Raw genomic sequence first — 20,745 nt, forward strand, 5'->3', positions numbered from 1 at the left:
ACCCAGGGAGAAACCCCATGAACCGATTCCGCGTCCTCATCGCCGCCTTCGCCGTCCTGTTCTGTACCGCCGCGGCCGCCAACCCGCTGCGCATCGGCATCGCCGCCGAACCCTACCCGCCGTTCACCATCAAGCAGAGCAACGGCCAATGGAGCGGCTTTGAAGTGGAGCTGGTGCGCAAGCTGTGCCAGCGCCTCAAGCAAAGCTGTCAGATCGCCGAAGTGTCCTGGGACGGCATCATCCCCGCGCTCAACAGCAAGAAGATAGACGTGATCTTCAACTCCATGTCCATCACCCCGGAGCGGGAAAAAGTCATCGCTTTCAGCCTGCCTTATTACTACACCGCCTCCGAGTTCGTCGGCCCCAAGGGCCAGAAAGCCGTCCTCAGCCCGGCCGGCCTCAAGGGCAAGACCCTGGGCGTGCAATCCGCCACCACCAACGCCAACTTCCTGAAAAAATATTACGGCGCCGGCTCCCTCATCCGTTATTACAACACCCAGGACGAACTGAACGCCGACCTCGTCGCCGGCCGCGTGGACCTGATGCTGCTGGACGCGCTGGCCGCCAGCGATTTCCTTGGCGGCAAGGACGGCGCCGGGCTGGAATCCAAGGGTCTGGCGCCCAAGGACCCGCTGTTCGGCCCCGGCATCGGCGCCGGCCTGCGCAAGGCCGACGTCGCGCTCAAGCAGCAGTTCGACCAGGCCATCCTGCAACTGCGCACCGACGGCAGCTTCGACGCCATCCAGAAAAAATACTTCAAGGTCAACATCTCGCCGGACGCCAAGTGACAGCGACCCGCCCGCCTGAGCCGCCCCAGGGAGAGCCTATATGCTGGATGCACTGCAACAAGCCTACGACGCCGTAGTCCGCGACTGGGGCCCCGCCCTGCTGCAAGGCGCCGTGGTCACGCTGGAGATCTCGCTGGGCGCTTTCGCGCTGGGCCTGCTCATCGGCCTGGCCACCGCTCTGGTCAAACTGGGCGGCCACCCGCTGCTCAAACGGCTGGCCAACGCCTACACCAGCGTGTGCCGCTCGCTGCCGGAGCTGCTGCTGATCCTGCTGCTCTACTACGCCGGCGGCGACGCCATCAACGCGCTGGCGGCGCTGCTGGGCCAGCCGCAGGTGGAGGTGAACGGCTTCGCCGCCGCCATCGTGGTGCTGGGCATCGTTCAAGGGGCTTACGCGGCGGAAATCATGCGCGGCGCGGTGCAAGCGATCCCGCACGGCCACATCGAGGCCGCGCGCGCCTTCGGCTGCGGCCGCTGGCTGACCGCCCGCCGCGTGATCCTGCCGGAAATGATGCCCTACGCGCTGGCCGGCCTGGCCAATCTGTGGCTGGTGCTGATCAAGGACAGCGCACTGATCAGCGTGGTGGGCTACAGCGAACTGCTGTTCACCACAAAACAGGCCGCCGGCTCCACCCGCCAATACCTGCTGTTCTATCTGACCGTGGCCGCCATCTACCTATTGATGACCCTGCTGTCCAACGCCGGCTTCAGCCTGATTGAACGCCGCTTCCGCCGCTGGCAACCGGCGCTGTGAACGGGAGACCCGCATGAACTTCCAATGGCTGCAAGACTACGGCCCCATGCTCTGGCGCGGCGTCGCCGTCACCGTGCAATTGCTGCTGCTCTCCGGCAGCCTGGGCTTCGCGCTGGCGGTGGCGGTGGGCTTTGCCCGGCTGTCCCGCCAGCCCTTCCTCGCCTGGCTCAGCCTGTCCTTCACCAACCTGATCCGCGGCACCCCGCTGCTGGTGCAGATCTACGTGCTCTATTACGGCCTGGGCAGCCTGTTCGCCGGCTTTCCGGCGCTGCGCGACAGCCTGCTGTGGCCTTACCTGCGCGAAGGCTTCTGGTACGTGGCGCTGGCGCTGGCGCTGAGCGTGGCCGGCTATGTGGGCGAAGTGGTACGCGGCGGACTGGCCGCCGTGCCCAAGGGCGAACTGGAGGCCGCCCGCGCGCTGGGCATGTCGCGGCTGACCACGGCACGGCACATCTGGCTGCCGCGCGCGCTGCTGATCCTGCTGCCGTCCTTGGCCGGCGAAACCGTGCTGCTGCTCAAATCCACCGCGCTGGCCTCCACCGTGGCGGTGATGGACGTGCTGGGCGCGGCCAACCTGGTGCGCGCGCAAACCCTGCGCACCTACGAACCGCTGCTGACCGTGGCGCTGATCTATTTCACGCTGGCCTGGCTGATAGAACGCGTCTTTCTGCGGCTGGAAAAGAGACTGCCGGTCCGCACCGCCTTCTGAGAACGTGTTTACGATCTAGCGAGCAAGAGCGAGACAAGGCGAAAACCGCTGAGAAAGCGGAATGTACGGATGGTACATGAGCATTTCGAAGTGGTTTTCAACGCCGTATCGCTGAAGCGCAGCAGATTGTAAATAGGTTCTGACACCGTCCTACACCATTATTACGGAGACCCCCATGCGCTTTTCCCCCCTGGTCGAACGCATCGCCGGCGAACGCGTCGATGCCTGGAACATCCACCTGGCGGCGCAGCAAGCCGCCGCCCGCGGCGAGGACGTGATCATCCTCAGCGTGGGCGATCCGGAGTTCGCCACCCCGGCCCCCATTATTGAGCGCGCCGTGGCCGCGCTGCGCGACGGCGACACCCACTACAGCCCGGTGGACGGCCGCGCCGACCTGCGCGCCGCCATCGCCCGCCGCCACGCCGCCACCACCGGCCTGGAGATGGACGCCGACAACGTCATCGTGGTGGCCGGCGCGCAAAACGGCCTGTTCTCCGCCGCGCTCTGCCTGTGCCAGGCCGGCGACGAAGTGCTGGTGCCGGAACCGATGTACCTGACCTACGAAGCCAGCATCCGCGCCAGCGGCGCCGCGCTGGTGCCGGTGCCGGTCAAGCCCGCGGACGGCTTCCACCTGGACCTGGCCGCGCTGGAAGCCGCCGTCACCCCGCGCAGCCGCGCGATCTTCCTCGCCACCCCCTGCAACCCCACCGGCGCGGCGCTGCGCCCGGACGAACTGGCCGCGGTGGCCACGCTGGCCCGCCGCCACGACCTGTGGGTGGTGGCCGACGAAGTCTACGCCGGCCTCAGTTTCGAAGCCCCGCACCACAGCATCGCCGCCCTGCCCGGCATGGCGGAGCGCACGCTGACCCTGGGCAGCCTGTCCAAATCCCACGCCATGGCCGGCTGGCGGCTGGGCTGGGCCGCCGGCCCGCGCCCGCTGATCCAGCACATGGGCACGCTGGCCCTGTGCATGCTCTACGGCATCCCCGGCTTCATCCAGCAAGCCGCGCTGCTGGCCCTGCAAGACTACGACGCCTTCGTCGACCCCGTCCGCGCGCTGTACCAGCGGCGGCGCGACCTGGCCCACAGCCTGCTCAGCGGCGTGGACGGCCTGCACTGCCCGCTGCCGGAAGCCGGCATGTTCCTGCTGCTGGACGTGCGCGGCTGCGGCCTGGAAGCCGGGGATTTCGCCTGGAAACTGTTTGAAGCCACCGGCGTCTCCGTGCTGGACGCCGCCGCCTTCGGCCCCACCGCCGCCGGCTTCATCCGCCTGGGCCTGGTGGTGGACGACGAACGCCTGGCCGAAGCCTGCCGCCGCATCGCCCGCTTCGCCGGCCAACTGCGCGCCGCCGCGCCAAGACAAAAGGAATCCGCATGACCCTGGGCAGCTACCTCACCGCCTGGCTGGCGGCTTACGGCGTCGACACCGTGTTCGGCATCCCCGGCGTCCACACCATCGAGCTCTACCGCGGCCTGGCCGGCAGCGGCATCCGCCACATCGCCGCCCGCCACGAACAAAGCCTGGGCTTCATGGCCGACGGCTACGCCCGCGTCAGCGGCAAGCCCGGCGTCTGCTTCGTCATCACCGGCCCCGGCCTCACCAATATCGCCACCGCCATGGGCCAGGCCTACGCCGACTCCATCCCGCTGCTGGTGATCTCCGGCGTCAACGCGCGCGGCAAGCTGGGCTCCGGCGACGGCCACCTGCACGAACTGCCGGACCAGCACGCGCTGGCCAGCCAGATCGCCGCCTTCAGCCACACCCTGACCGCGGCGGCGGAACTGCCGCAAGTGCTGGCGCGCGCCTTCGCCGTGTTCGACGGCGGCCGCCCGCGCCCGGTGCACATCGAAATCCCGCTGGACCTGATGGCCGCGCCCGCCGACGGCCTGCCGCCGCCGCAAGCGCCGGCGATGCGGCTGCTACGCGGGCCGGCCGCCCCCGCCGCCATCGACCGCGCCGCCCGCCTGCTGTCCAGCGCGGAACGGCCGCTGCTGCTGATAGGCGGCGGCGCGCGCCAGGCCGCGCCGCAACTGACCCGGCTGGCGGAAATGCTGGACGCGCCGGCGCTGATGACCATCAACGCGCGCGGCGCGCTGCCGGACGGCCACCCGCTGGCCCTGTCCTGCAGCCCCTCGCTGCCAGCCGCGCGCCGCCTGATCGCCGCCAGCGACGTGGTGCTGGCCGTGGGCTGCGAACTGGGGCCCACCGACTTCGACATGTACGTGGACGGCGGCTTCCGCCTGCCCGGCGCGCTGATCCGCGTCGACATCGACCCGGAACAACTCTGCCGCGGCCGCGGTGCCGACCTGCCGCTATTGGGCGACGCCAAAGAAACCCTGCAACTGCTGACGCTGCAACTGACCGACGCCGCCCGCCAGGGCGAAGAGCGCGCCGACGCCGCCCGCCGCCTGGCCGCCGCCGAAATGGAACCGGAACACGCCGCCGACCTGGCCTGGCTGCACCGCGTGCGCGACATCCTGCCGCAAGCGCGCTGGGTGGGAGACTCCACCCGCCTGGTCTACGCCGGCAACCTGGGCTTTTGCGCGCCGCGCGGCAACAGCTGGTTCAACGCCTCCGTGGGCTTCGGCGCGCTGGGCTACGGCCTGCCCGCCGCCATCGGCGCCGCGCTGGCCGAACCGGACCGGCCGGTGCTCTGCCTGGCCGGCGACGGCGGCTTCCAGTTCACCCTGGCGGAAATGGGCACCGCGATGGAAACCCGCGCCCGCCTGATCGTGCTGCTGCTCAACAACCGCGGCTACGGCGAAATCAAAAGCGCGATGCGCGCCGCCGATATGGAACCGCTGGGCGTGGACCTCTACACCCCGGACTTCCCGGCGCTGGCCCGCGCCTACGGCTGGCGCGCCGAAACCCTGGCGCTGGGCACCCCGGAACCGCTGCTGCGCCAGGCGCTGGAACAGGCCGCCGCCGCCGCCAATCCCACCCTGATAGAAATCGAAGCTTAAAGCGCGCGCCGGCCCGGCCCCGGGCCGCGCGCCGCAAACTCAATTTGCATAGAACCCGGCCGCGGCGATAACATGGCTTATCCACGGCGGCACCCGCCCCGCAAGCAATGCGAGACCGGCTCCGGGCATCCCTATGAGAGAACTCGAAATTGTCGAACAACTGGTCCTGGGCCTAGACCCGGCCGGCCGGCGCGACCCGCTGGGCACCCCCAAGGACCCGGCGCTGGACAAGGCGCGCGCGCAGTATTACGAGCAACTCAAGCGCGTCGCCAAACAACACGCCGCGGACCCGACCACCGCGCCCGAGCCTCCGCCAGCCCCCGGCGGCGCGCGCCAGGGCCAGCGCTGGACCATAGCCGAAGACAACCGCCTCGCCCTGCTGTGGGAAGCCTCCCCCGCGCCGGTGCGCCAACTATCGGAAAAACTGGGCCGCAGCCCGCTGGCCATCGTCTCCCGGTTGGTCCACCTGGGGCTGTACGAGCACCAGCAAGCGGCGATGCAGGCCGACAACGCCCGCATGCAAACGCTGCAACTGCCGCCGCTCTGGGACGTGCCCGCCGCCGCGGAAAAGCCGCCCACCAAACCCGCCGCGCCGCCCACAGCCGGCAAGCAAGGCGCGGTCTGGACTGTGGCTGACGACCAGCAACTGAAAACCCTGTGGCACAGCCCGGCCCAGCCGGACAGCCAGGCCATCGCCAAGCAACTGGGCCGCAGCCGCGGCGCCATCCTCGCCCGCCTGGTGCGCCTGGGCCTGTTCAGCGACCGCGAGGCGGCGTATCAGGCGGATCAAGCGAGGCAAGCGGGATGAAGCGCTCCCCTCACCCAACCAAGCCAATCTGAGCAGACGCCATGGCCTTTTCGCTCGCAAGCATCAGAAAAACTCTTTCACTGAAACCATCCACAATGACGGCCCCAACACCCAACCCCGCGCCCGCGCCGCCGCAAACAGCGGCCCCCATCCAAGCCGCTATCCCAGTTCCAGCTCAAGCACCCGCGCCTAATCCGCCGCCCGCCATAACCCAGACCGCCCCCAACACGGCGGAGGAAAAAGGCCATGAGGGCGAAAAAGCGCTCAACGCCTGGTTCAACCAGCACAAACTGGCCTATGTGGGCATCTGCCAGAACAAGGACAGCTTCGCCTCGCTATTCCAAGGCGCAGCCAAGCGGCCGGACTTCCTGCTCCTGCTGCCCTCGCTGGGCATGATCGCCATCGACGCCAAGAACTACACCCCATGGTGCGGCGAACTCACCCTCAACCTGGAAGAAGAACTCAAAAAAGCGCTCACCTTCGAGCGGCTGTTCCGCCTGCCGCTGTGGTACGCCTATTGCGATAAAGAAAACATGGGTCAGAACTGGTACTGGATCAGCGCGCTGAAAGCGATGGAAGTGGGCGAAGTGCGCAATGGCAGCAAGGGGCAATTCCTGGCCATCAAGATGGAACACTTTGAAACCATCGCCAGCCCCAAGGATTTGGCCAAGCTGTATACCCACACTTTGCCGAGTTTGGAGAAGGTGACGGCGGGGGTTTGATTTTGGGGTGGGAGGGGGAGTTATGGTGAGGCGTGCTGTTATTCAGCTATTCGGCCAGAGTTATCTTTTATCGATCCACATGCAATGACAGCTTTACACAAAATGCCAGACATACTCTTTCTTGCTGCTTCATGAATACTATGCACATAATTTTTCATCATTATTTGCTCATGTATGGCCTTAAAATGGCCATTTGATAGTTGTTATATTTTCGAGAGATTAACTACTATGCTTCCCACCGTTTTCCTCAGCCACAATCATGCCGATAAACTATTTGTTCGCCGACTAGCAGCGGATCTCGATAATCAAGGTGTAATGTATTGGCTGGATGAAGCGGAGATAAAGGTGGGTGAATCACTCATTGAGAAAATACGTGATGGTATCGATAGAATGGACTATATTGCTGTGGTTCTATCGCCCAACTCCATCGACTCACCCTGGGTTCAACGCGAAGTTGACGTAGCAATGAATCAGGAGATCATGGGCGGCAGAATCAAAGTGCTGCCCATTATGTACCGAAAATGCGAGCTTCCTGGTTTTCTTCTTGGCAAGCGCTACGCGGACTTCTCTGACGAGTCGCGCTACGCAGCAGCACTTGAAGATTTGGTGCGAAGTCTTGGTGTAGTCTTCAACCGCAACGCCTTGGCACCGCCTTCAGGTGTTACCCATTTAGGTGGTGCCCTCGACAAGGCATTCGACAAGGCACTTTTCATACTGCCTATGCCATTTCATCGTCCGTTCCAGTTCATGGGTATGACCATACAAGATGCCGCGCGTGCGACTGGAGGAACACCGAATGATGTCGGGAACATCATTCTGGACACGGATGAATGTCACATGTACCTCGAAGCAGAAGGGAACTTCATAAGCTACATAGACGTTGAGTTGAAGCGCACCGCACCTCACCGGCAGAACCAATGGTTCGACTCAGAGGCTATCTTAGGTGCCTTGAGCATCAGCCCTTCAGAATTGGAACTTGTAAGTAGGAAGGCTCACAGCCACACGTATTACGACCACAGGAAGCGTCTAAAGATCTGCGTCTCATGCCAATATAATGGTGCTCCGCTATCTGTCGGATTCAGCAGCAAATACTACGGAATGTAGGCCAATATCCGAACACGCGAAACATTAAGGTAGAGAGCTGCTCGGTTGTCTCACTAAGCATTTACCACCCCCATCGTTTAACACTAGCGATGCTGAAGTATGAGTTTTGAGTGGGGAGCAAACACACGTATTTACCAGATAAAAAACTACCGCTCTAAGCTATCAGACACTGAGCGGCAGACCTGTGCCAGATTGCAGCCTGATACAGGCCGATGGACCAACGACAGCTTTGGCTGAGGTTCTGCCGTTGCACTCGCATGATCAGCGGGAGGCCGACCGAAACAGTCCTTTACTTGAAGGTCAACTGTAGCTGCTTTACACAGTGAATTAGCCGCAAAAGTATATAGCTAAGGATGGCGATTCAGACCTCCACAGCACTCATCTCACAAAGGTGACGATGATGGTGAAAGCACAAAAAGTACCGAGCCAAATTGACGTATTGCTGCTTGGTTTACAAGCTGTACTGCCTGAGTCGCAGCACATCGAGCAAGTGTAGTGCGGCAGCCCTACCTGGCTGTGTACTTTCAAGCATTGACAGCCTACTAGCTCGTTAAAAAACACATGTTGCATACCAAGTTATACACAGAAAATTAAATATATACCTGCACAGATTTATATCTCACATCTAAAAGGGACACAATAATGGCCAATGGCGTGGTTGCAGACAACTGGTCACTGCAAGACATTTCCTCTTTGCTGGAAAATGGGTTTGACTCAGAGCCATCTGGGGAGATTATCGTTTCTGATGCAGATCATTCATATAAAGCTGTCTCAAGTGCCGCCATTCAAACGGAAGCTCTTTTTGACTTGGTAACAGATATTATCCTCAGGGATGAAATACTTGTCGAGGAGAAATTTACTTATGCCTGGGAAGCGCACGACAGCCCAATTAACCAAGCTAAAAATGCCGGCGTGATTAGAAGCTATCCATTCCTGAATGAACCAGAAAAACTAAAAGAACCTAGAGACAGAATCGTGCAGCATATTTGCTCTACGAAACCTCTTGCTGACGCACACAAGAAAAACGTAGAAGGGTGGGCTAAAAACAAAGAAACCCCAGACCCTCTGTTATCTGCCACATTATGGGGAGGAGCAGGCATGTGTGCTAGAAGCTTTGTTTACGAAAAAAGTTATACACCTCATCCACTACGCAAGAGACTTTTTCTTAATTCAGGCTTTCTCCTTCCGGCTCAAGACACGCTACATCAAGTAATTACATTTATAGATGACAACAAGGTAAAAGTATCGAAAAAAATATACGGAAACGACTCTCTTTACTCAGCATACTTAAAAATTCCTTCCTTGCCTGTGCGCGTGATCCAAGAGTCTTCGTCAGCTGATCAGATCATCTCAATTGCACTGGAAATGCGATCCGACTTCAAAAAACTAAGAGAGTGGTTAAAAATATTTCAGAATTCGATGACGTTAGAAGACACTGAAGAGCTCCTTAAAAAAAGGAAAGAATTAGATTCAGTTGCACAATATGTGAGCACTAAACTTGGACTAAATGATGGAGAATCAAATTCTTCTTTAGAAGTTGGCATAGGAATATTCAAGTTGTCGCTTGGCATAGGAGGCCCAATCAATTTCTTGAAAAATCAATTTGGGGTAAGGGCTACTCTTAATAGACTAATCTTTGGCTCTAGTGGAAAAAAAGAATTAGAAAAATACGTCGACATGTTTGATGCAAAGGGCACTGGCATTGGTTACGAAATTCAGCACTACTTTAGCAGGAATGCTTAACATGGCGCTCAACAGGGCAGGGAAAAGGCTACGCTTTTTCCTTGCTTGTTAGCTCCACGTTTGAATCGCCTATCATTTGCTAGAAACATTTTCGGCTGCTGCTAGCAGGAAAGCCGACGTTTTACATCGTGCATACGAATGTCTGATTTTGCCGGGTTAGAGACACTCAAAAAATTTGCCTCTACCTTCTACTTTTGACTACTAACAGCCCCCTGCTCTATTCACCTCCTACGCATATCAGCAACCAATCACCACCAACCCAAACGCCAGGTCCCACGCAAAAAAGCCCTCCCAAATCGGGAGGGCTTTTTTGTATGAGGCCGGTACTATCAATGCTGATGCCCGTGCTCACCGTGCACATGCTGGTGAGCGATTTCCTCAGCCGTTGCCGCGCGCACGTCCACCACTTTGACGGCAAAGCGCAGGGCTTTGCCGCACAGCGGGTGATTACTACTAAAGGAGTGCTAAAATCCCTCAAAAGAGGGCTTTTTACTTCATCAAACCTGGGCGCTGTTCAGCCCCAGTCCGCGCCACATATCGGCATGAGCATTGGAGCGCTCAAAGAACATCCGAACAGGATATTTTATTTTGCCATTATGGAACCATTCATTCTTGATTTGCATGTAGTCGCGATTGTCATCATCGGCACGCATCAACAAATCATAATCTTCATTTCCGCCCATAAAATTAAAAATCAATTTCTTGACTTCTTCGCGCTTGGATTCTTTGATGGAGGTTGTAATCAGGATGCGATAGCCTGCACGATGTGGCCTCAATGCCGTCAAAACTTGAATCAGATTCCAGTTATAAGAAGAATTTCCGTAGAGCTCAGAAACCAAATCAACACCAGAGATAATGGCCCCAAGCTCAAAAGCCATGTACGCATTTTCAACAGTCATCTCATTTTCCATTACAAGCACCTTAAGTGAACGTTAACATTCCAGACCAAACCCAATGACCTGAACCATAACTAGCAGCTTCAGCAATTGAAAACCCTAGCAAAGCTAATCAGCCAAAAATAGTATATCTATAAAGCCATACCGATACAGTCTGACAAGTATCACTGCCATTCAAATAATGGCAATAAAAAGACGGCAGCCACTTGGTTCCACTCTCAGCATCCATGATTCTGGCCATCAAATTTTATGAATGTTTGAACGTATACTCTCAGTACCTTACCTTAGCTTTTGTAAAGCCCCCTGCCCCAGCAATGGCAATGGGATTTTGGAAACAGAAGCGACCGAATCTCTGACGAATTCACCGCAATCAAAAACTAGCATCAACACAAATACCTAATGTTAGCCATCAAAGAGAATATGCTTTGAGACATCAAATTTAATCTCACAAGTGACAAAGCACTCAAGAACAGATACCCCCCAAACCACCAGACCCCATATAAAAAAAGCCCTCCACTTGAGGAGGGCTTTTTTTTGTGTGAGGCCGGTACTATCAATGCTGATGCCCGTGCTCGCCATGCACATGCTGGTGAGCAATTTCCTCGGCCGTGGCCGCGCACACATCCACCACTTTGACGGCAAAGCGCAGGGCTTTGCCGCATAGCGGGTGGTTGCCGTCCAGCAAGATGGTGGGGCCTTTGATCTTGGTGACGAAGTCGTAACGCGGCTCGCCGTCCGGGCCGATTCGCTGGATTTGGCCGCCTACCGTCACGCCGGGCGGGAAGTCCTACTTGGGCATGGTAGTAACCATGCGCTTCGTCGCGCGCGCCGAAGGTGTCGAGGAGCGGGAGGGCGTCAAGCCGGCGGCATCCTGCGAGACGAAAGTAGCCGTACACGGTAGGCCGCGGCCCCTACTAAATCATCATCCGCGCAGCGGACTCAATGCCTTGGCAATTGTGCTTAGAACGTGTTTACGATCTCGCGAGCTAAGGCGAGACAAGGCGTTGCGGCTGAAAAAGCGGAGTGTACACACGGTACATGAGCATTTTAAAGACGTACTCACCGTGTAACGCGTCCACGACGTGCAGCAGATCGTAAACAGGTTCTTAGACCCGCTAACAAAACCCCTGATCCTGCGTTGCGCCTCCTTGTCGTACGGCTTGTACTGCCTGCGTCGGCGCGCCTTGGCTCAGGTTCTCTGCGAGCTTTTGTTAGCAGCTCTTAGTAGTGGTAGCGGCACTGCAAGATGGTCAGAACGTTGCTCTGGACAGCGTAGACCAGCCGATGCTCATCATCGATGCGACGCGACCAGAAGCCAGCAAACTGATGCTTAAGCGGCTCAGGCTTGCCGATCCCCTCAAACGGGTTGCGCTGGATGTCCTTGATCAGAGCGTTGATGCGCTTGAGGGTAGGCTTGCTGCTCTGCTGCCAGTAGAGGTAATCCTCCCATGCGTTATCATCAAACTTGATCTGCATTACTCGCCCTCGTCTTCGAGAAGCGTTCTCTCTTTGGCCGCCCCGCTGTGAAACCTTGCCGCCGCATCGGCCAGACGCTTGGCATTTTCAGGGGAGCGCGTCAGGTAGGCGGTTTCTTCCAGCGCGTTGTAGTCGGCCAGCGACATGATCACCACCGGCTCACCGCGCTGGGTGGTGACGATCACCGGCGCCCGGTCTTCGTTCACTTGACGCATGACTTCGGCCAGGTGCTGGCGGGTGTGGCTGTAGGTAAGCGCTTTCACGGTGTTCCTCGCTCAAATCGACAATGATTGTACAAATCATAGCACAACCCAGGCGGCATGGTTCACGCACTAAGAACGTGTTTACGATCTGCTGCGCGTCGTGGAGCGTTACACGGTGAGTACGGCTTCGAAATGCTCATGTACCAACCGTACATTCCGCTTTTTCGCTCGTTTTCGCCTTGTCTCGCCCTTGCTCGCGAGATTTTGAACAGGCTCTCAGTGCGCCGCCGCCGGGTGACACGCGCCCACGCCTCCATCTCCGAATATGTCAGCGCTCGCGGGCCGCAGTCCGAAAACTGCCGCCCTGCCGATAAGCAACGCCAAATAATAGGTGGGGTCCAGACAAAACAAAGCCCTCCCAAATGGGGAGGGCTTTGTCTGAATGAAGCGGGGGAATCAGTGCTGATGCCCGTGCTCGCCATGCACATGCTGGTGAGCGATTTCCTCAGCCGTGGCCGCGCGCACGTCCACTACTTTGACGACAAAGCGCAGGGCTTTGCCGCACAGCGGGTGGTTGCCGTCCAGCAATACCGTGGGGCCTTTGATCTTGGTGACGAAGTAGTAACGCGGCTCGCCGTCCGGGCCGATGCGCTGGATTTGGCCGCCTACCTTCACGCCGGGCGGGAAGTCCGACTTGGGCATGGTGGTGACCAGGGCTTCGTCGCGTTCACCGAAGGTGTCTTCGGTAGCCAGTTCCAGCGTGGTTTGAAAACCCGATTCCTGGCCTTCCAGCGCGGCTTCCAGCTTGGCGAACAGGTTGTCGTAATCGCCGTGCAGGTAGGAGACGGGCTTCTTGCCATCGTCGTAAACCAGACCCTGGCTGTCGGTGACTTTCATGCGCAGGGTGACGGCGGTGTTGGCGGTGATTTTCATGGCAGGCAATAACAAAAAAATGGAAGCGGGAAGGTTCTCAGTTCAGCGAGGGAGTGTCAACCGAAACGCCCCTGCTTTGCTGGATACGGATGCGGCTGTTTTCCGGAACGCCCCTCCCCGTCCCCAACAGCCAGCCCCAAAGGGGCCGGCTGCCCCTCCCCGGCTTAGAACCTATTTACGATCTGCTACGCGTCGGCGATACGGCGTTGAAAGCAAGCTCAAAATGCTCATGTACCCCTTGTACATTCCGCTTTCTCAGCCGTTTTCGCCTTGTCTCGCTCTAGCTCGCAAGATCGTAAACAGGTTCTTAGCTTCTCTTCTTCTTCCGCCCCAGCCTCCGCGGCAAGGCTTCCAACTCGTCCAGGCTGAGATGGAGGCGGTTCACCGCCTCCACATGCCTCGGCAGGTCCACCTGTTCCACCCCCAGGTTCAACAACAACTCCAGATAGTTGAAGAAGCTCTTGCACATGCGGCGGCGGTGGCCGCGTTGGCTGAAATCCATATCGCTGGCGATGCGGAACAGCAGGCCGCGCGCGGAGTGCTGGCGGTTGAGTTTCAGCATCTGCGCCAGATGGGCGGCGTACTGATGGCCCAAGGCACGGGCTTCACATTCATCCTTGGCCTCGGCCGGCTGCCAATAATGCGGGTAGGTGCGGCCTTTGACGCGGCGGATGAAGGGCAGGCTGAGGTCTTTGGCGTGGGGGCCGGCAAACCGGTAGCGGGAGCGCGGCCCTAGCGGCGGGAGTGGAGAAGCGTCCTGATGGACGTCTTGGGTTTCAGCAGCGGATGGAGTGAGTTCGATGCCTAGCACCGGACGGACTAGCTTTACCATTTGCAACCTCCTGAGCAGAAGGGCCCGGCCGCAAGGCGGCAGGGCGGGCACATGACAAGAGTTAGCCTACCGGTGAGTCCTTACGAAAGCCGGCGCGCCCGCGAGGGCGCCACTTGCCATGGCCCGCCCGAATAGGCAAAGCAATGGCAGCGGATACGCTGTGGAAACAGCGCATCCGCAGTAAGAACTCATAAGCGGGAGGCTAATCCCGAGCGCCGCGATTGCTGCGGCGCGGGGGCTATTGTTGAGGAGGAGTGGGAGGGCGTCAAGCCGGCGGGGTCCGGTAAGGTGGATCGCCGCCATCATCTTGTGCGGCGCAGCGGGGTTCCGCGTGGGTATCGCTACGCTCCACCCACCCTACGCGCGGCCGCTCGTCATGGGTAGGGTGGGTGGAGCCGCAGGCGATACCCACCAGCCGCCAGCCCCGGCAGGAACAAGCCATTAGCGCAGCGGAACGTAACCGGTTCTAAGAACGTGTTTACGATCTCGCGAGCTAAGGCGAGACAAGGCGTTGCGGCTGAGAAAATGGAATGTACGCGCGGTACATGAGCATTGCGAAGCGGTACTCACCGTGCCACGTCTCACGACGCGCAGCAGATCGTAAACCGGTTCTAAGAGCCGCTAACAACACCTCGCAGAGAACCTGAGCCAAGGCGCGCCGACGCAGGCCGTACAAGTCGTACGGCAAGGAGGCGCAACGTAGGATCAGGGGTTTGGTTAGCGGGTCTAAGAGAGAGGCACCGCATCCGCCGCCAACCCCGCCTGCGCATTGACCAGGGTGATGATGAAGTCCCGCATCCAGCGATGGCCGGGGTGCTGCTGGGTGCGGTCGTGCCAGGCCATGCCCACTTCAAAGCTTTCGGTGGGCAGCGGAAACTCCACTTGCTTCAGCGCGTCGCCGCGGTCTTGCACCAGGCGCTGCGGCACCAGCGCGACAAAGTCGGACTGGGCCACCATTTCCGGCACAAACAGGAAGGACGCGGCGGACAAGGCCACGTTGCGGCGCAGGCCCAGCGCCGCCAGCGTGCGGTCCACCGGGGTGAAGAAGCCGTTGCCGTCCAAGGACACGATGACGTGGTCCAAGGCCGCGTATTCTTCCACGCTCAGCCCTTCTTTCAGGGTGGGGTGGTCGCGGCGGCCTATCAGCACATAGTGTTCGTCGAACAGACGGCAGCTTTGCAGCTTGGACGGGGCGGCCGGCGGGGTCAGCAGCGCCAGGTCCAGATCGCCCTGCTCCAGTTGCGCTTCCAGCCGGTGCAGGTCCAGCGCGCGCACCGCCACCCTCACGCCGGGCGCGCTTTTGCGCAGTTCCCGCGCCAGCGGGATCAGCAGCGCGGCTTGCAGGTAATCGGTGCAGGCGATGGCCACGGTCAGGTCCGCGCTGGCCGGCTCGAAATCCTGATGCCCGGCCACGGTGGCGCGCACTTCGTTGAGCGCCTTGCGCAAGGGCTCGAACATTTCCAGCGCCTTGGCCGTGGGATACATACCGCGGTGGACGGCCACCAGCAGCGGGTCGTCAAACAACTCGCGCAGGCGGTTCAATTGCGCGCTCACCGCCGGCTGGCTCAAGCTCAGCCGCGCGGCCGCGCGCGTCACGTTCTGTTCCACCAGCAAGGCTTCCAGCGTTACCAGCAGATTGAGGTCGAGTCGTTTGGTATCCATCTGATGAATAGTAAGCAATAAAAACCGTGATTTCACGGATTGTTGACCACGCGTCAGACTGACGGCTTTCCCCCTTTAAACGCTTGGAGGCCGCATGAACCGACACGCCCTGATCATCCACGCCCACCCGGACCCGGCATCGCTGACCGCCCAATTCGCCGCGCTGGCGCGGCCGAACAGCGCAAGCGGCTTGCAGCGGACTTGGTGATCATGCTGCTTCCGCTATGGTGGTACGCCCTGCCCGCCTTGCATAAAGGTTGGATTGAACGAGTCTACGCTTAAAACCTGTTTACGATCAGCTGCGCGTTGGCGATACAGCGTTGAAAACGTCTTCAGAATGCTCATGTACAACATGTACATTCCGCTTCTTCAGCCGTTTTCGCCTTGTCTCGCCTTAGCTCGCAAGATCGTAAACAGGTTTTTACGGCTTCGCCTATGGCTACCGCAACGAGGGCAATCGCTGGCGCTACGGCGACGGCGCGCTGAGCGGCAAACGCGCGATGCTGGCCGCGATGGTGGGCGGGCAGGAGCGGGACTACGGCCCGCGCGGCATCAACGGGCCGCTGGAGCAACTGTTGTTTCCTGTGACACACGGCTGCCTGTTCTACCCCGGCATGGAGGTGCTGCCCACCCATGCGGTATACGACGCCAACCGTCTTTCCGCCGCCGATATAGACGCGGCCAAGGACGCCTGGCGGCAAAGGCTGCTTGGGGTATTCGACGAAGCGCCCATCCCCTTCCGCCGCCAGAACGGCGGCGATTACCCGGACGGCCATACTTTGGGCGAACAGGTAGCCGCCGACGCCAGCGGCCTGAGAACCTGTTCAAAGTCTGCTGCGCTTCAGCGATACGGCGTTAAAAACAAGCTCAAAATACTCATGTACCACGAGTACATTCCGCTTTTTCGCTTGTTTTCGCCTTGTCTCGCCCTTGCTCGCGAGACTTTGAACAGGTTCTGACGGCGCATATCGCCGGCTGACGGCGGCTACAAACGCCAGCCCAGCCGCATGCCTTCATAAACGGCTTCTTCCGCGGTGCGCGGCGCCAGGCAATCGCCTATCGCGTGCAGTTCGGCGCCGCAGCCGCTCAGTTCCTCCCATAAACCATCCTCGGCCTGATGCCCCTGACACAGCACCAGGCAGTCCACTTCGCTCTCCACCATCGCCTCCTCGCTGGCGGTGTGCAGCAAGTACACGCTGTCGTCGTCGTGGCCGTACAGCCGCGCGTACGGCGTTACCGCCACGCCGGCGCGCTGCAGTTGGCCGGCCAGGTGGTCGCGCACATACATTTGCAGCGCTTCGCCGGCATGGGTGCCGTTGACCGCCAGCCTCACCTGGTGGCCGGCGGCGGCCAGCCGCAGCGCGATGCCGGGGCCGATCCAGTCGCAGCGCCAGTCCGCCACCAGCACCTTGCCGCCCCGCACCGCCTCGCCGCGCAGCACTTGCCAGGCGTCCAGCACTTGCATGGCGCCGCCGCCTTCCAGCGCCGGCCAGCGCGGCCGCGCGCCGGTGGCCACCACCACCGCGTCCGGGGCCAGCCGCCGCACCAGTTCGCGGTCTACCCTGACGTTGCGCCTCACTTCCACGCCGGCCACTTGCAGTTCCCGCTCCAGATTGGTGATCAGGCCGCCAAATTCCGCGCGGCCGGGCAGCAGTTGCGCCAGCAGCGCCTGGCCGCCCAGTTGCGGGCCGGCTTCGTACAGGCTGACCTGGTGGCCGCGCTGCGCCGCGATCACCGCCGCCTTCATGCCGGCCGGGCCGCCGCCGGCCACCAGCACTCGCCGCGGCGCGGCAGCCGGCCGCGGTTCGCCGTATTCCAGTTCGCGGCCGCTTTGCGGGTGTTGGATGCAGGAGATGGGCAGACCGCGGTGGAAGCGGCCGATGCAGGCTTGATTGCAGCCTATGCAGGCGCGGATGTCCTCATGCCGGCCCTGTTCGGCCTTGGCCGGCAGTTCCGGATCGCAGATCAGCGCGCGGGTCATGCCGCAAGCATCAGCCTGGCCGCCGGCCAGCACTTGCTCGGCCTCTTGCGGCTGGTTGATGCGCCCAGCCAGCAGCACCGGGATGCTCAGCGCGCGCTTGAAGCGCGCCGCCTGCGCCGCCAGGTAGGCGGCCGGCAGCGCCATCGGCGGCGCAATGTGGATGGCCGCGCCCAGGGTGGCGGAGCTGCCAGCCACCAGGCTGACGTAGTCCAGTTCGCTCTCCAGCGCCCGCGTGGCCGCCAGCGCCCGCTCGGCGTCCATGCCCTCGCCTTCTTCCTCGCCGGCGGAGATGCGCAGGCCCACCACAAAGCCCGGCCCGCCGCCGGCGCGAGCGGCGGCCACCGCTTCGCGCAGGAAGCGCAGCCGGCCGGCGTCGTCGCCGCCATAGCCGTCTTGGCGGCGGTTGACTTGCGGGTTGAGGAATTGCGCCGGCAGATAGCCGTGGCTGGCGACGATCTCGGCGCCGTCCACGCCGGCGGCGCGCAGCCGCCTTGCGGCCGCGCCGTAGCCGGCGACGATTTCATCTATCATTTCGCGGCTCAGCGCGCGCGGCTGCACGTGGAAGCGCTCGCTGGGGGTCGCCGAAGGCGCGTAGGCCACGCTCAGCAGGCCGTCGGCGCTTTCCATGATTTCGCGGCCGGGGTGGAACAGCTGGGCGAACAGCTTGCAGCCTTCGGCGTGCACGGCCTCGGCCAGTTGCCGGTAGCCGGGCACGCAGCTGTCGTCTGTGGCCATCAGGGCGTGCGAGGTGTAGTGCGCGGTTTCGTGGACGCCCGAGACTTGCAGCACGATCAGGCCGACGCCGCCGCGCGCCCGCGCCCGGTGGTAGGCCACCAGCGCCGGGCTGACCCGGCCGTCCACCGGCAGCACGGTGTCGTGGCCGGTGGACATGATACGATTCTTCAGCAGCGCCGGGCCGATGCGCAGCGGGGAGAACAGCAAGGGGAACAAGGTGCTCATCGCGTGGACCTTTGATCGGGTTTGGCGGACGCCAGCTCTATGGTAGTTTGATTTTGCTTAAATTAAAATTTATTGCAAATTTTTTTAATAAAATACAAGTCAGAACCGCGAACACACGCCGCGGCACAGGATTTCATCGTGAGCAAAAACGCAACATCCGCCGCCGACGCCCCGCTGCAGCTGGGCGCCCGCATCCGACAACTGCGCAAACGCCAGGGCCTGACGCTGAGCCGGCTGGCCGAAACCAGCGGCTTGTCCGTGGGCCACATCAGCCTGATCGAACGCGAGCTGGCCCAGCCGTCCATCAACGCGCTGGTGAATATCGCCCGCAGCCTGGGCGTGACGGTGCAGTGGTTTTTCAACGGCGCCGCCGAGCAGGCCGAGGACGAGAAGGACTACATCGTGCGCCGCGATCAGCGGCCGCGGCTGGATTACCAGAGCGGTTTCGTCGACCATTTGCTGACGCCCAAGAACCAGCGCCAATTGGAGATGATCCATTGCCTGATTCCTCCCGGCGCCAGCTGCGACGAGGGCTACAGCCACAACGGCGAGGAAGCCGGCTTTGTGCTCAAGGGATCGCTGGAGTTGTTTGTGGGCGAGCGCCAGTTTCATCTGGAACAGGGCGACAGCTTCGCCTATTCCAGCAGCGAGCCGCACCGCTACCGCAATCCGGGCAGCGGCGAGACCATCGTGATATGGGTGATTACTCCGCCCAGCTTCTGAGAACCAGGCCAAAGTCTGCTGCGCTTCAGCGATACGGCGTTGAAACCATCTTCAGAATGCGCATGTAGCACGTGTACATTCCGCTTTTTCGCTCGTTTTCGCCTTGTCTCGCCTTAGCCCGCGAGACTTTGAAGAGCCTGTTTGCGATCTGCTGCGCGTCGTGAAGCGTTGCACGGCGAGTACCGCGTCGAAATGCCCCCCAAGCAAAGCCGCTCCCTCAGCGGCTTTCGTTTTTCCCGCGCGGGCTTGCGCAGCGCCCGGCCCGCTCAAAGCCTGCCGATACCGCAACAGTTTTTTAATAAAATCAAAATAAATTTTACAGTTTTTTGATCGCTTCCTAGACTGTCCCGGCCGGCGCGGATAAGCCGGCCACGCAGCATCAGAGGAGACCGATCATGAAATTGACGCATCTGAGCATCGCCGCCAGCCTGCTGGCCGGCGGCGTCGCCTCCGCCAACCAGCTGGTGGTGGTGTCCTACGGCGGCGAGAACCAGGCGGCGCAATCGCGCGCCTATTACGCGCCCTATCAACGTCAAAGCGGCGTGCGCATCGTCGCGGACGCCTGGAACGGAGAGTTCGCCAAGATCAAGGCGATGGCGGCCACCGGCCGCTCGCGCTGGGACGCGGTGGAGGTGGACGCCGCGGCGCAGGGGCGCGGCTGTGAGGAGGGCTTGCTGGAGAGGCTGGATTACCGGCGGATAGGCGACAAGGCGGACTTTGTGCCCGGCGCGGCTCAGCCTTGCGCCATCGGCATGTTCCTGGCCTCCATGGTGCTGGCTTACAACGAGGACAAGCTGAAAACCGCGCCGCAAAGCTGGCGCGATTTCTGGGACGTGAAGCGCTTCCCCGGCAAGCGGGCATTGCGCCGCGGCGCACCCTACACGCTGGAGATCGCGCTGCTGGCGGACGGCGTGCCGCCGGCCGAGGTTTACAAAACCTTGGCCACGCCGGCCGGGGTGGACCGCGCCTTTCGCAAGCTGGATCAGCTCAAGCCCTATATCCAGTGGTGGGAAAGCGGCGCCCAGCCGCCGCAATACCTGCTGTCCGGCGACGTGGTGATGAGTTCTTCCTACAACGGCCGCATCAGCCTGGCGCGGCGCGAGGGCCGCAAGCTGCGCATGGTGTGGCGCAACAATATCAGCGAGTTCAGCTACTGGGCCATTCCCAAGGGCTCGCCCAACAAGGACGAGGCGCTGAAGTTCATCGCCTTCGCCAGCCGGCCGGAGCAGCAAAAGCTGTATTCGGAGCAGATGCCCTACGGCCCCAGCAACCGCAAAGCGCTCAGCCTGTTGCCGGCGGCGGTTCAGTCCGAGCTGCCCAGCCACCCGGCCAATATGGCCGGCTCGCTGGCGATGGATGCCGCCTTCTGGACCGATCACGGCGAGGCGCTGGAGCAGCGCTTCGCCAGTTGGGCGGCCAAGCGGCCGTAAGCGGCGCCGCTCATCCCGCAAGCTTTAATCAGCCCGCCGCCGCAACGGCGGGCCGCC

The 20,745-nt window shown here is 61.2% G+C and carries 20 protein-coding genes and 1 pseudogene; 13 read left to right on the forward strand and 8 right to left on the reverse strand.

What is annotated here, in order from left to right:
• Positions 1-17 precede the first annotated feature (17 nt).
• From ACODSD_RS16595 to ACODSD_RS16635, 9 genes are all read left to right on the forward strand, one after another.
• The gene (locus ACODSD_RS16595) at positions 18-788 is read left to right on the forward strand and encodes a transporter substrate-binding domain-containing protein (protein WP_488877853.1); all 771 of its coding nucleotides are present in this window, start codon (positions 18-20) and stop codon (positions 786-788) included.
• Between the two features lie 40 nt (positions 789-828).
• Positions 829-1,542, forward strand: coding sequence for an ABC transporter permease (locus tag ACODSD_RS16600; RefSeq protein WP_205465673.1), 714 nt, complete (start codon positions 829-831; stop codon positions 1,540-1,542).
• 13 nt (positions 1,543-1,555) lie between these two features.
• The gene (locus ACODSD_RS16605) at positions 1,556-2,251 is read left to right on the forward strand and encodes an ABC transporter permease (RefSeq protein WP_488877854.1); all 696 of its coding nucleotides are present in this window, start codon (positions 1,556-1,558) and stop codon (positions 2,249-2,251) included.
• A 175-nt stretch (positions 2,252-2,426) separates the two neighbouring features.
• Positions 2,427-3,629 (forward strand): pyridoxal phosphate-dependent aminotransferase, encoded by a 1,203-nt coding sequence (locus ACODSD_RS16610; RefSeq protein WP_488877855.1) that lies wholly within the window; start codon positions 2,427-2,429, stop codon positions 3,627-3,629.
• On the forward strand, positions 3,626-5,215 hold the full coding sequence (locus ACODSD_RS16615) for a 5-guanidino-2-oxopentanoate decarboxylase (protein WP_488877856.1): 1,590 nt from the start codon (positions 3,626-3,628) through the stop codon (positions 5,213-5,215). The genes ACODSD_RS16610 and ACODSD_RS16615 overlap by 4 nt, the downstream gene beginning before the upstream one ends.
• A gap of 133 nt (positions 5,216-5,348) precedes the next feature.
• Entirely contained in the window at positions 5,349-6,023 is a 675-nt protein-coding gene (locus ACODSD_RS16620) for a hypothetical protein (protein WP_488877857.1), read from the forward strand.
• Positions 6,024-6,064: 41 nt separating this feature from the next.
• On the forward strand, positions 6,065-6,745 hold the full coding sequence (locus ACODSD_RS16625) for a hypothetical protein (RefSeq protein ID WP_488877858.1): 681 nt from the start codon (positions 6,065-6,067) through the stop codon (positions 6,743-6,745).
• Between the two features lie 228 nt (positions 6,746-6,973).
• Positions 6,974-7,849, forward strand: a complete 876-nt coding sequence (locus ACODSD_RS16630; protein WP_488877859.1) for a toll/interleukin-1 receptor domain-containing protein — start codon at positions 6,974-6,976, stop codon at positions 7,847-7,849.
• 642 nt (positions 7,850-8,491) lie between these two features.
• Positions 8,492-9,592, forward strand: coding sequence for a hypothetical protein (locus ACODSD_RS16635; RefSeq protein WP_488877860.1), 1,101 nt, complete (start codon positions 8,492-8,494; stop codon positions 9,590-9,592).
• A 497-nt stretch (positions 9,593-10,089) separates the two neighbouring features.
• Here the strand turns inward: ACODSD_RS16635 and ACODSD_RS16640 are convergent, their stop codons facing one another.
• The 7 genes from ACODSD_RS16640 to ACODSD_RS16670 form a co-directional block, all read right to left on the reverse strand.
• A complete protein-coding gene (locus ACODSD_RS16640) occupies positions 10,090-10,503 on the reverse strand; it encodes a phosphatase domain-containing protein (protein WP_146176669.1) in 414 nt (137 codons plus the stop codon).
• A 538-nt stretch (positions 10,504-11,041) separates the two neighbouring features.
• Positions 11,042-11,260, reverse strand: a complete 219-nt coding sequence (locus ACODSD_RS16645) for a peptidylprolyl isomerase (RefSeq protein ID WP_488877861.1) — start codon at positions 11,258-11,260, stop codon at positions 11,042-11,044.
• 449 nt (positions 11,261-11,709) lie between these two features.
• Positions 11,710-11,964, reverse strand: a complete 255-nt coding sequence (locus ACODSD_RS16650; RefSeq protein ID WP_081575981.1) for a Txe/YoeB family addiction module toxin — start codon at positions 11,962-11,964, stop codon at positions 11,710-11,712.
• On the reverse strand, positions 11,964-12,227 hold the full coding sequence (locus ACODSD_RS16655; RefSeq protein ID WP_019101444.1) for a type II toxin-antitoxin system Phd/YefM family antitoxin: 264 nt from the start codon (positions 12,225-12,227) through the stop codon (positions 11,964-11,966). The genes ACODSD_RS16650 and ACODSD_RS16655 overlap by 1 nt, the downstream gene beginning before the upstream one ends.
• 396 nt (positions 12,228-12,623) lie before the next feature.
• Complete coding sequence (locus ACODSD_RS16660; RefSeq protein WP_048410490.1) at positions 12,624-13,100, reverse strand: FKBP-type peptidyl-prolyl cis-trans isomerase; 477 nt, start codon at positions 13,098-13,100, stop codon at positions 12,624-12,626.
• Between the two features lie 307 nt (positions 13,101-13,407).
• On the reverse strand, positions 13,408-13,932 hold the full coding sequence (locus ACODSD_RS16665) for a hypothetical protein (RefSeq protein ID WP_488877862.1): 525 nt from the start codon (positions 13,930-13,932) through the stop codon (positions 13,408-13,410).
• A 726-nt stretch (positions 13,933-14,658) separates the two neighbouring features.
• Positions 14,659-15,594 carry a LysR family transcriptional regulator gene (locus ACODSD_RS16670; protein WP_107799912.1) on the reverse strand — a complete coding sequence of 312 codons (936 nt, stop codon included), beginning with the start codon at positions 15,592-15,594 and terminating at the stop codon, positions 14,659-14,661.
• Between the two features lie 210 nt (positions 15,595-15,804).
• Between ACODSD_RS16670 and ACODSD_RS16675 the strand changes: the two genes are divergently transcribed.
• Together ACODSD_RS16675 and ACODSD_RS16680 are read left to right on the forward strand one after the other, a co-directional pair.
• The gene (locus ACODSD_RS16675; protein WP_488877878.1) at positions 15,805-15,876 is read left to right on the forward strand and encodes an NAD(P)H-dependent oxidoreductase; all 72 of its coding nucleotides are present in this window, start codon (positions 15,805-15,807) and stop codon (positions 15,874-15,876) included.
• Between the two features lie 152 nt (positions 15,877-16,028).
• Positions 16,029-16,553 (forward strand): annotated as a pseudogene (locus ACODSD_RS16680) (NAD(P)H-dependent oxidoreductase); the annotation flags it as partial.
• A gap of 26 nt (positions 16,554-16,579) precedes the next feature.
• Here the strand turns inward: ACODSD_RS16680 and ACODSD_RS16685 are convergent.
• A complete protein-coding gene (locus tag ACODSD_RS16685; protein ID WP_488877863.1) occupies positions 16,580-18,535 on the reverse strand; it encodes an oxidoreductase in 1,956 nt (651 codons plus the stop codon).
• Between the two features lie 138 nt (positions 18,536-18,673).
• Here ACODSD_RS16685 and ACODSD_RS16690 point away from each other — a divergent pair, with 138 nt between their 5' ends.
• The gene (locus tag ACODSD_RS16690) at positions 18,674-19,258 is read left to right on the forward strand and encodes a cupin domain-containing protein (protein ID WP_233246706.1); all 585 of its coding nucleotides are present in this window, start codon (positions 18,674-18,676) and stop codon (positions 19,256-19,258) included.
• A gap of 395 nt (positions 19,259-19,653) precedes the next feature.
• Positions 19,654-20,688, forward strand: a complete 1,035-nt coding sequence (locus ACODSD_RS16695) for an ABC transporter substrate-binding protein (protein ID WP_235089588.1) — start codon at positions 19,654-19,656, stop codon at positions 20,686-20,688.
• Positions 20,689-20,745: the final 57 nt, after the last annotated feature.

The organism is Chromobacterium sp. FG22 (assembly GCF_057809415.1).

Excerpts from the sequence above, each read along its gene's own strand:
- ACODSD_RS16620 (WP_488877857.1), top strand. The coding sequence starts at position 5,349 with ATGAGAGAACTCGAAATTGTCGAACAACTGGTCCTGGGCCTAGACCCG.
- ACODSD_RS16670 (WP_107799912.1), bottom strand. The coding sequence starts at position 15,594 with ATGGATACCAAACGACTCGACCTCAATCTGCTGGTAACGCTGGAAGCC.
- ACODSD_RS16665 (WP_488877862.1), bottom strand. The coding sequence starts at position 13,932 with ATGGTAAAGCTAGTCCGTCCGGTGCTAGGCATCGAACTCACTCCATCC.
- ACODSD_RS16605 (WP_488877854.1), top strand. The coding sequence starts at position 1,556 with ATGAACTTCCAATGGCTGCAAGACTACGGCCCCATGCTCTGGCGCGGC.
- ACODSD_RS16610 (WP_488877855.1), top strand. The coding sequence starts at position 2,427 with ATGCGCTTTTCCCCCCTGGTCGAACGCATCGCCGGCGAACGCGTCGAT.
- ACODSD_RS16640 (WP_146176669.1), bottom strand. The coding sequence starts at position 10,503 with ATGGAAAATGAGATGACTGTTGAAAATGCGTACATGGCTTTTGAGCTT.
- ACODSD_RS16650 (WP_081575981.1), bottom strand. The coding sequence starts at position 11,964 with ATGCAGATCAAGTTTGATGATAACGCATGGGAGGATTACCTCTACTGG.
- ACODSD_RS16595 (WP_488877853.1), top strand. The coding sequence starts at position 18 with ATGAACCGATTCCGCGTCCTCATCGCCGCCTTCGCCGTCCTGTTCTGT.
- ACODSD_RS16660 (WP_048410490.1), bottom strand. The coding sequence starts at position 13,100 with ATGAAAATCACCGCCAACACCGCCGTCACCCTGCGCATGAAAGTCACC.
- ACODSD_RS16600 (WP_205465673.1), top strand. The coding sequence starts at position 829 with ATGCTGGATGCACTGCAACAAGCCTACGACGCCGTAGTCCGCGACTGG.
- ACODSD_RS16625 (WP_488877858.1), top strand. The coding sequence starts at position 6,065 with ATGGCCTTTTCGCTCGCAAGCATCAGAAAAACTCTTTCACTGAAACCA.
- ACODSD_RS16630 (WP_488877859.1), top strand. The coding sequence starts at position 6,974 with ATGCTTCCCACCGTTTTCCTCAGCCACAATCATGCCGATAAACTATTT.
- ACODSD_RS16635 (WP_488877860.1), top strand. The coding sequence starts at position 8,492 with ATGGCCAATGGCGTGGTTGCAGACAACTGGTCACTGCAAGACATTTCC.
- ACODSD_RS16685 (WP_488877863.1), bottom strand. The coding sequence starts at position 18,535 with ATGAGCACCTTGTTCCCCTTGCTGTTCTCCCCGCTGCGCATCGGCCCG.
- ACODSD_RS16695 (WP_235089588.1), top strand. The coding sequence starts at position 19,654 with ATGAAATTGACGCATCTGAGCATCGCCGCCAGCCTGCTGGCCGGCGGC.
- ACODSD_RS16615 (WP_488877856.1), top strand. The coding sequence starts at position 3,626 with ATGACCCTGGGCAGCTACCTCACCGCCTGGCTGGCGGCTTACGGCGTC.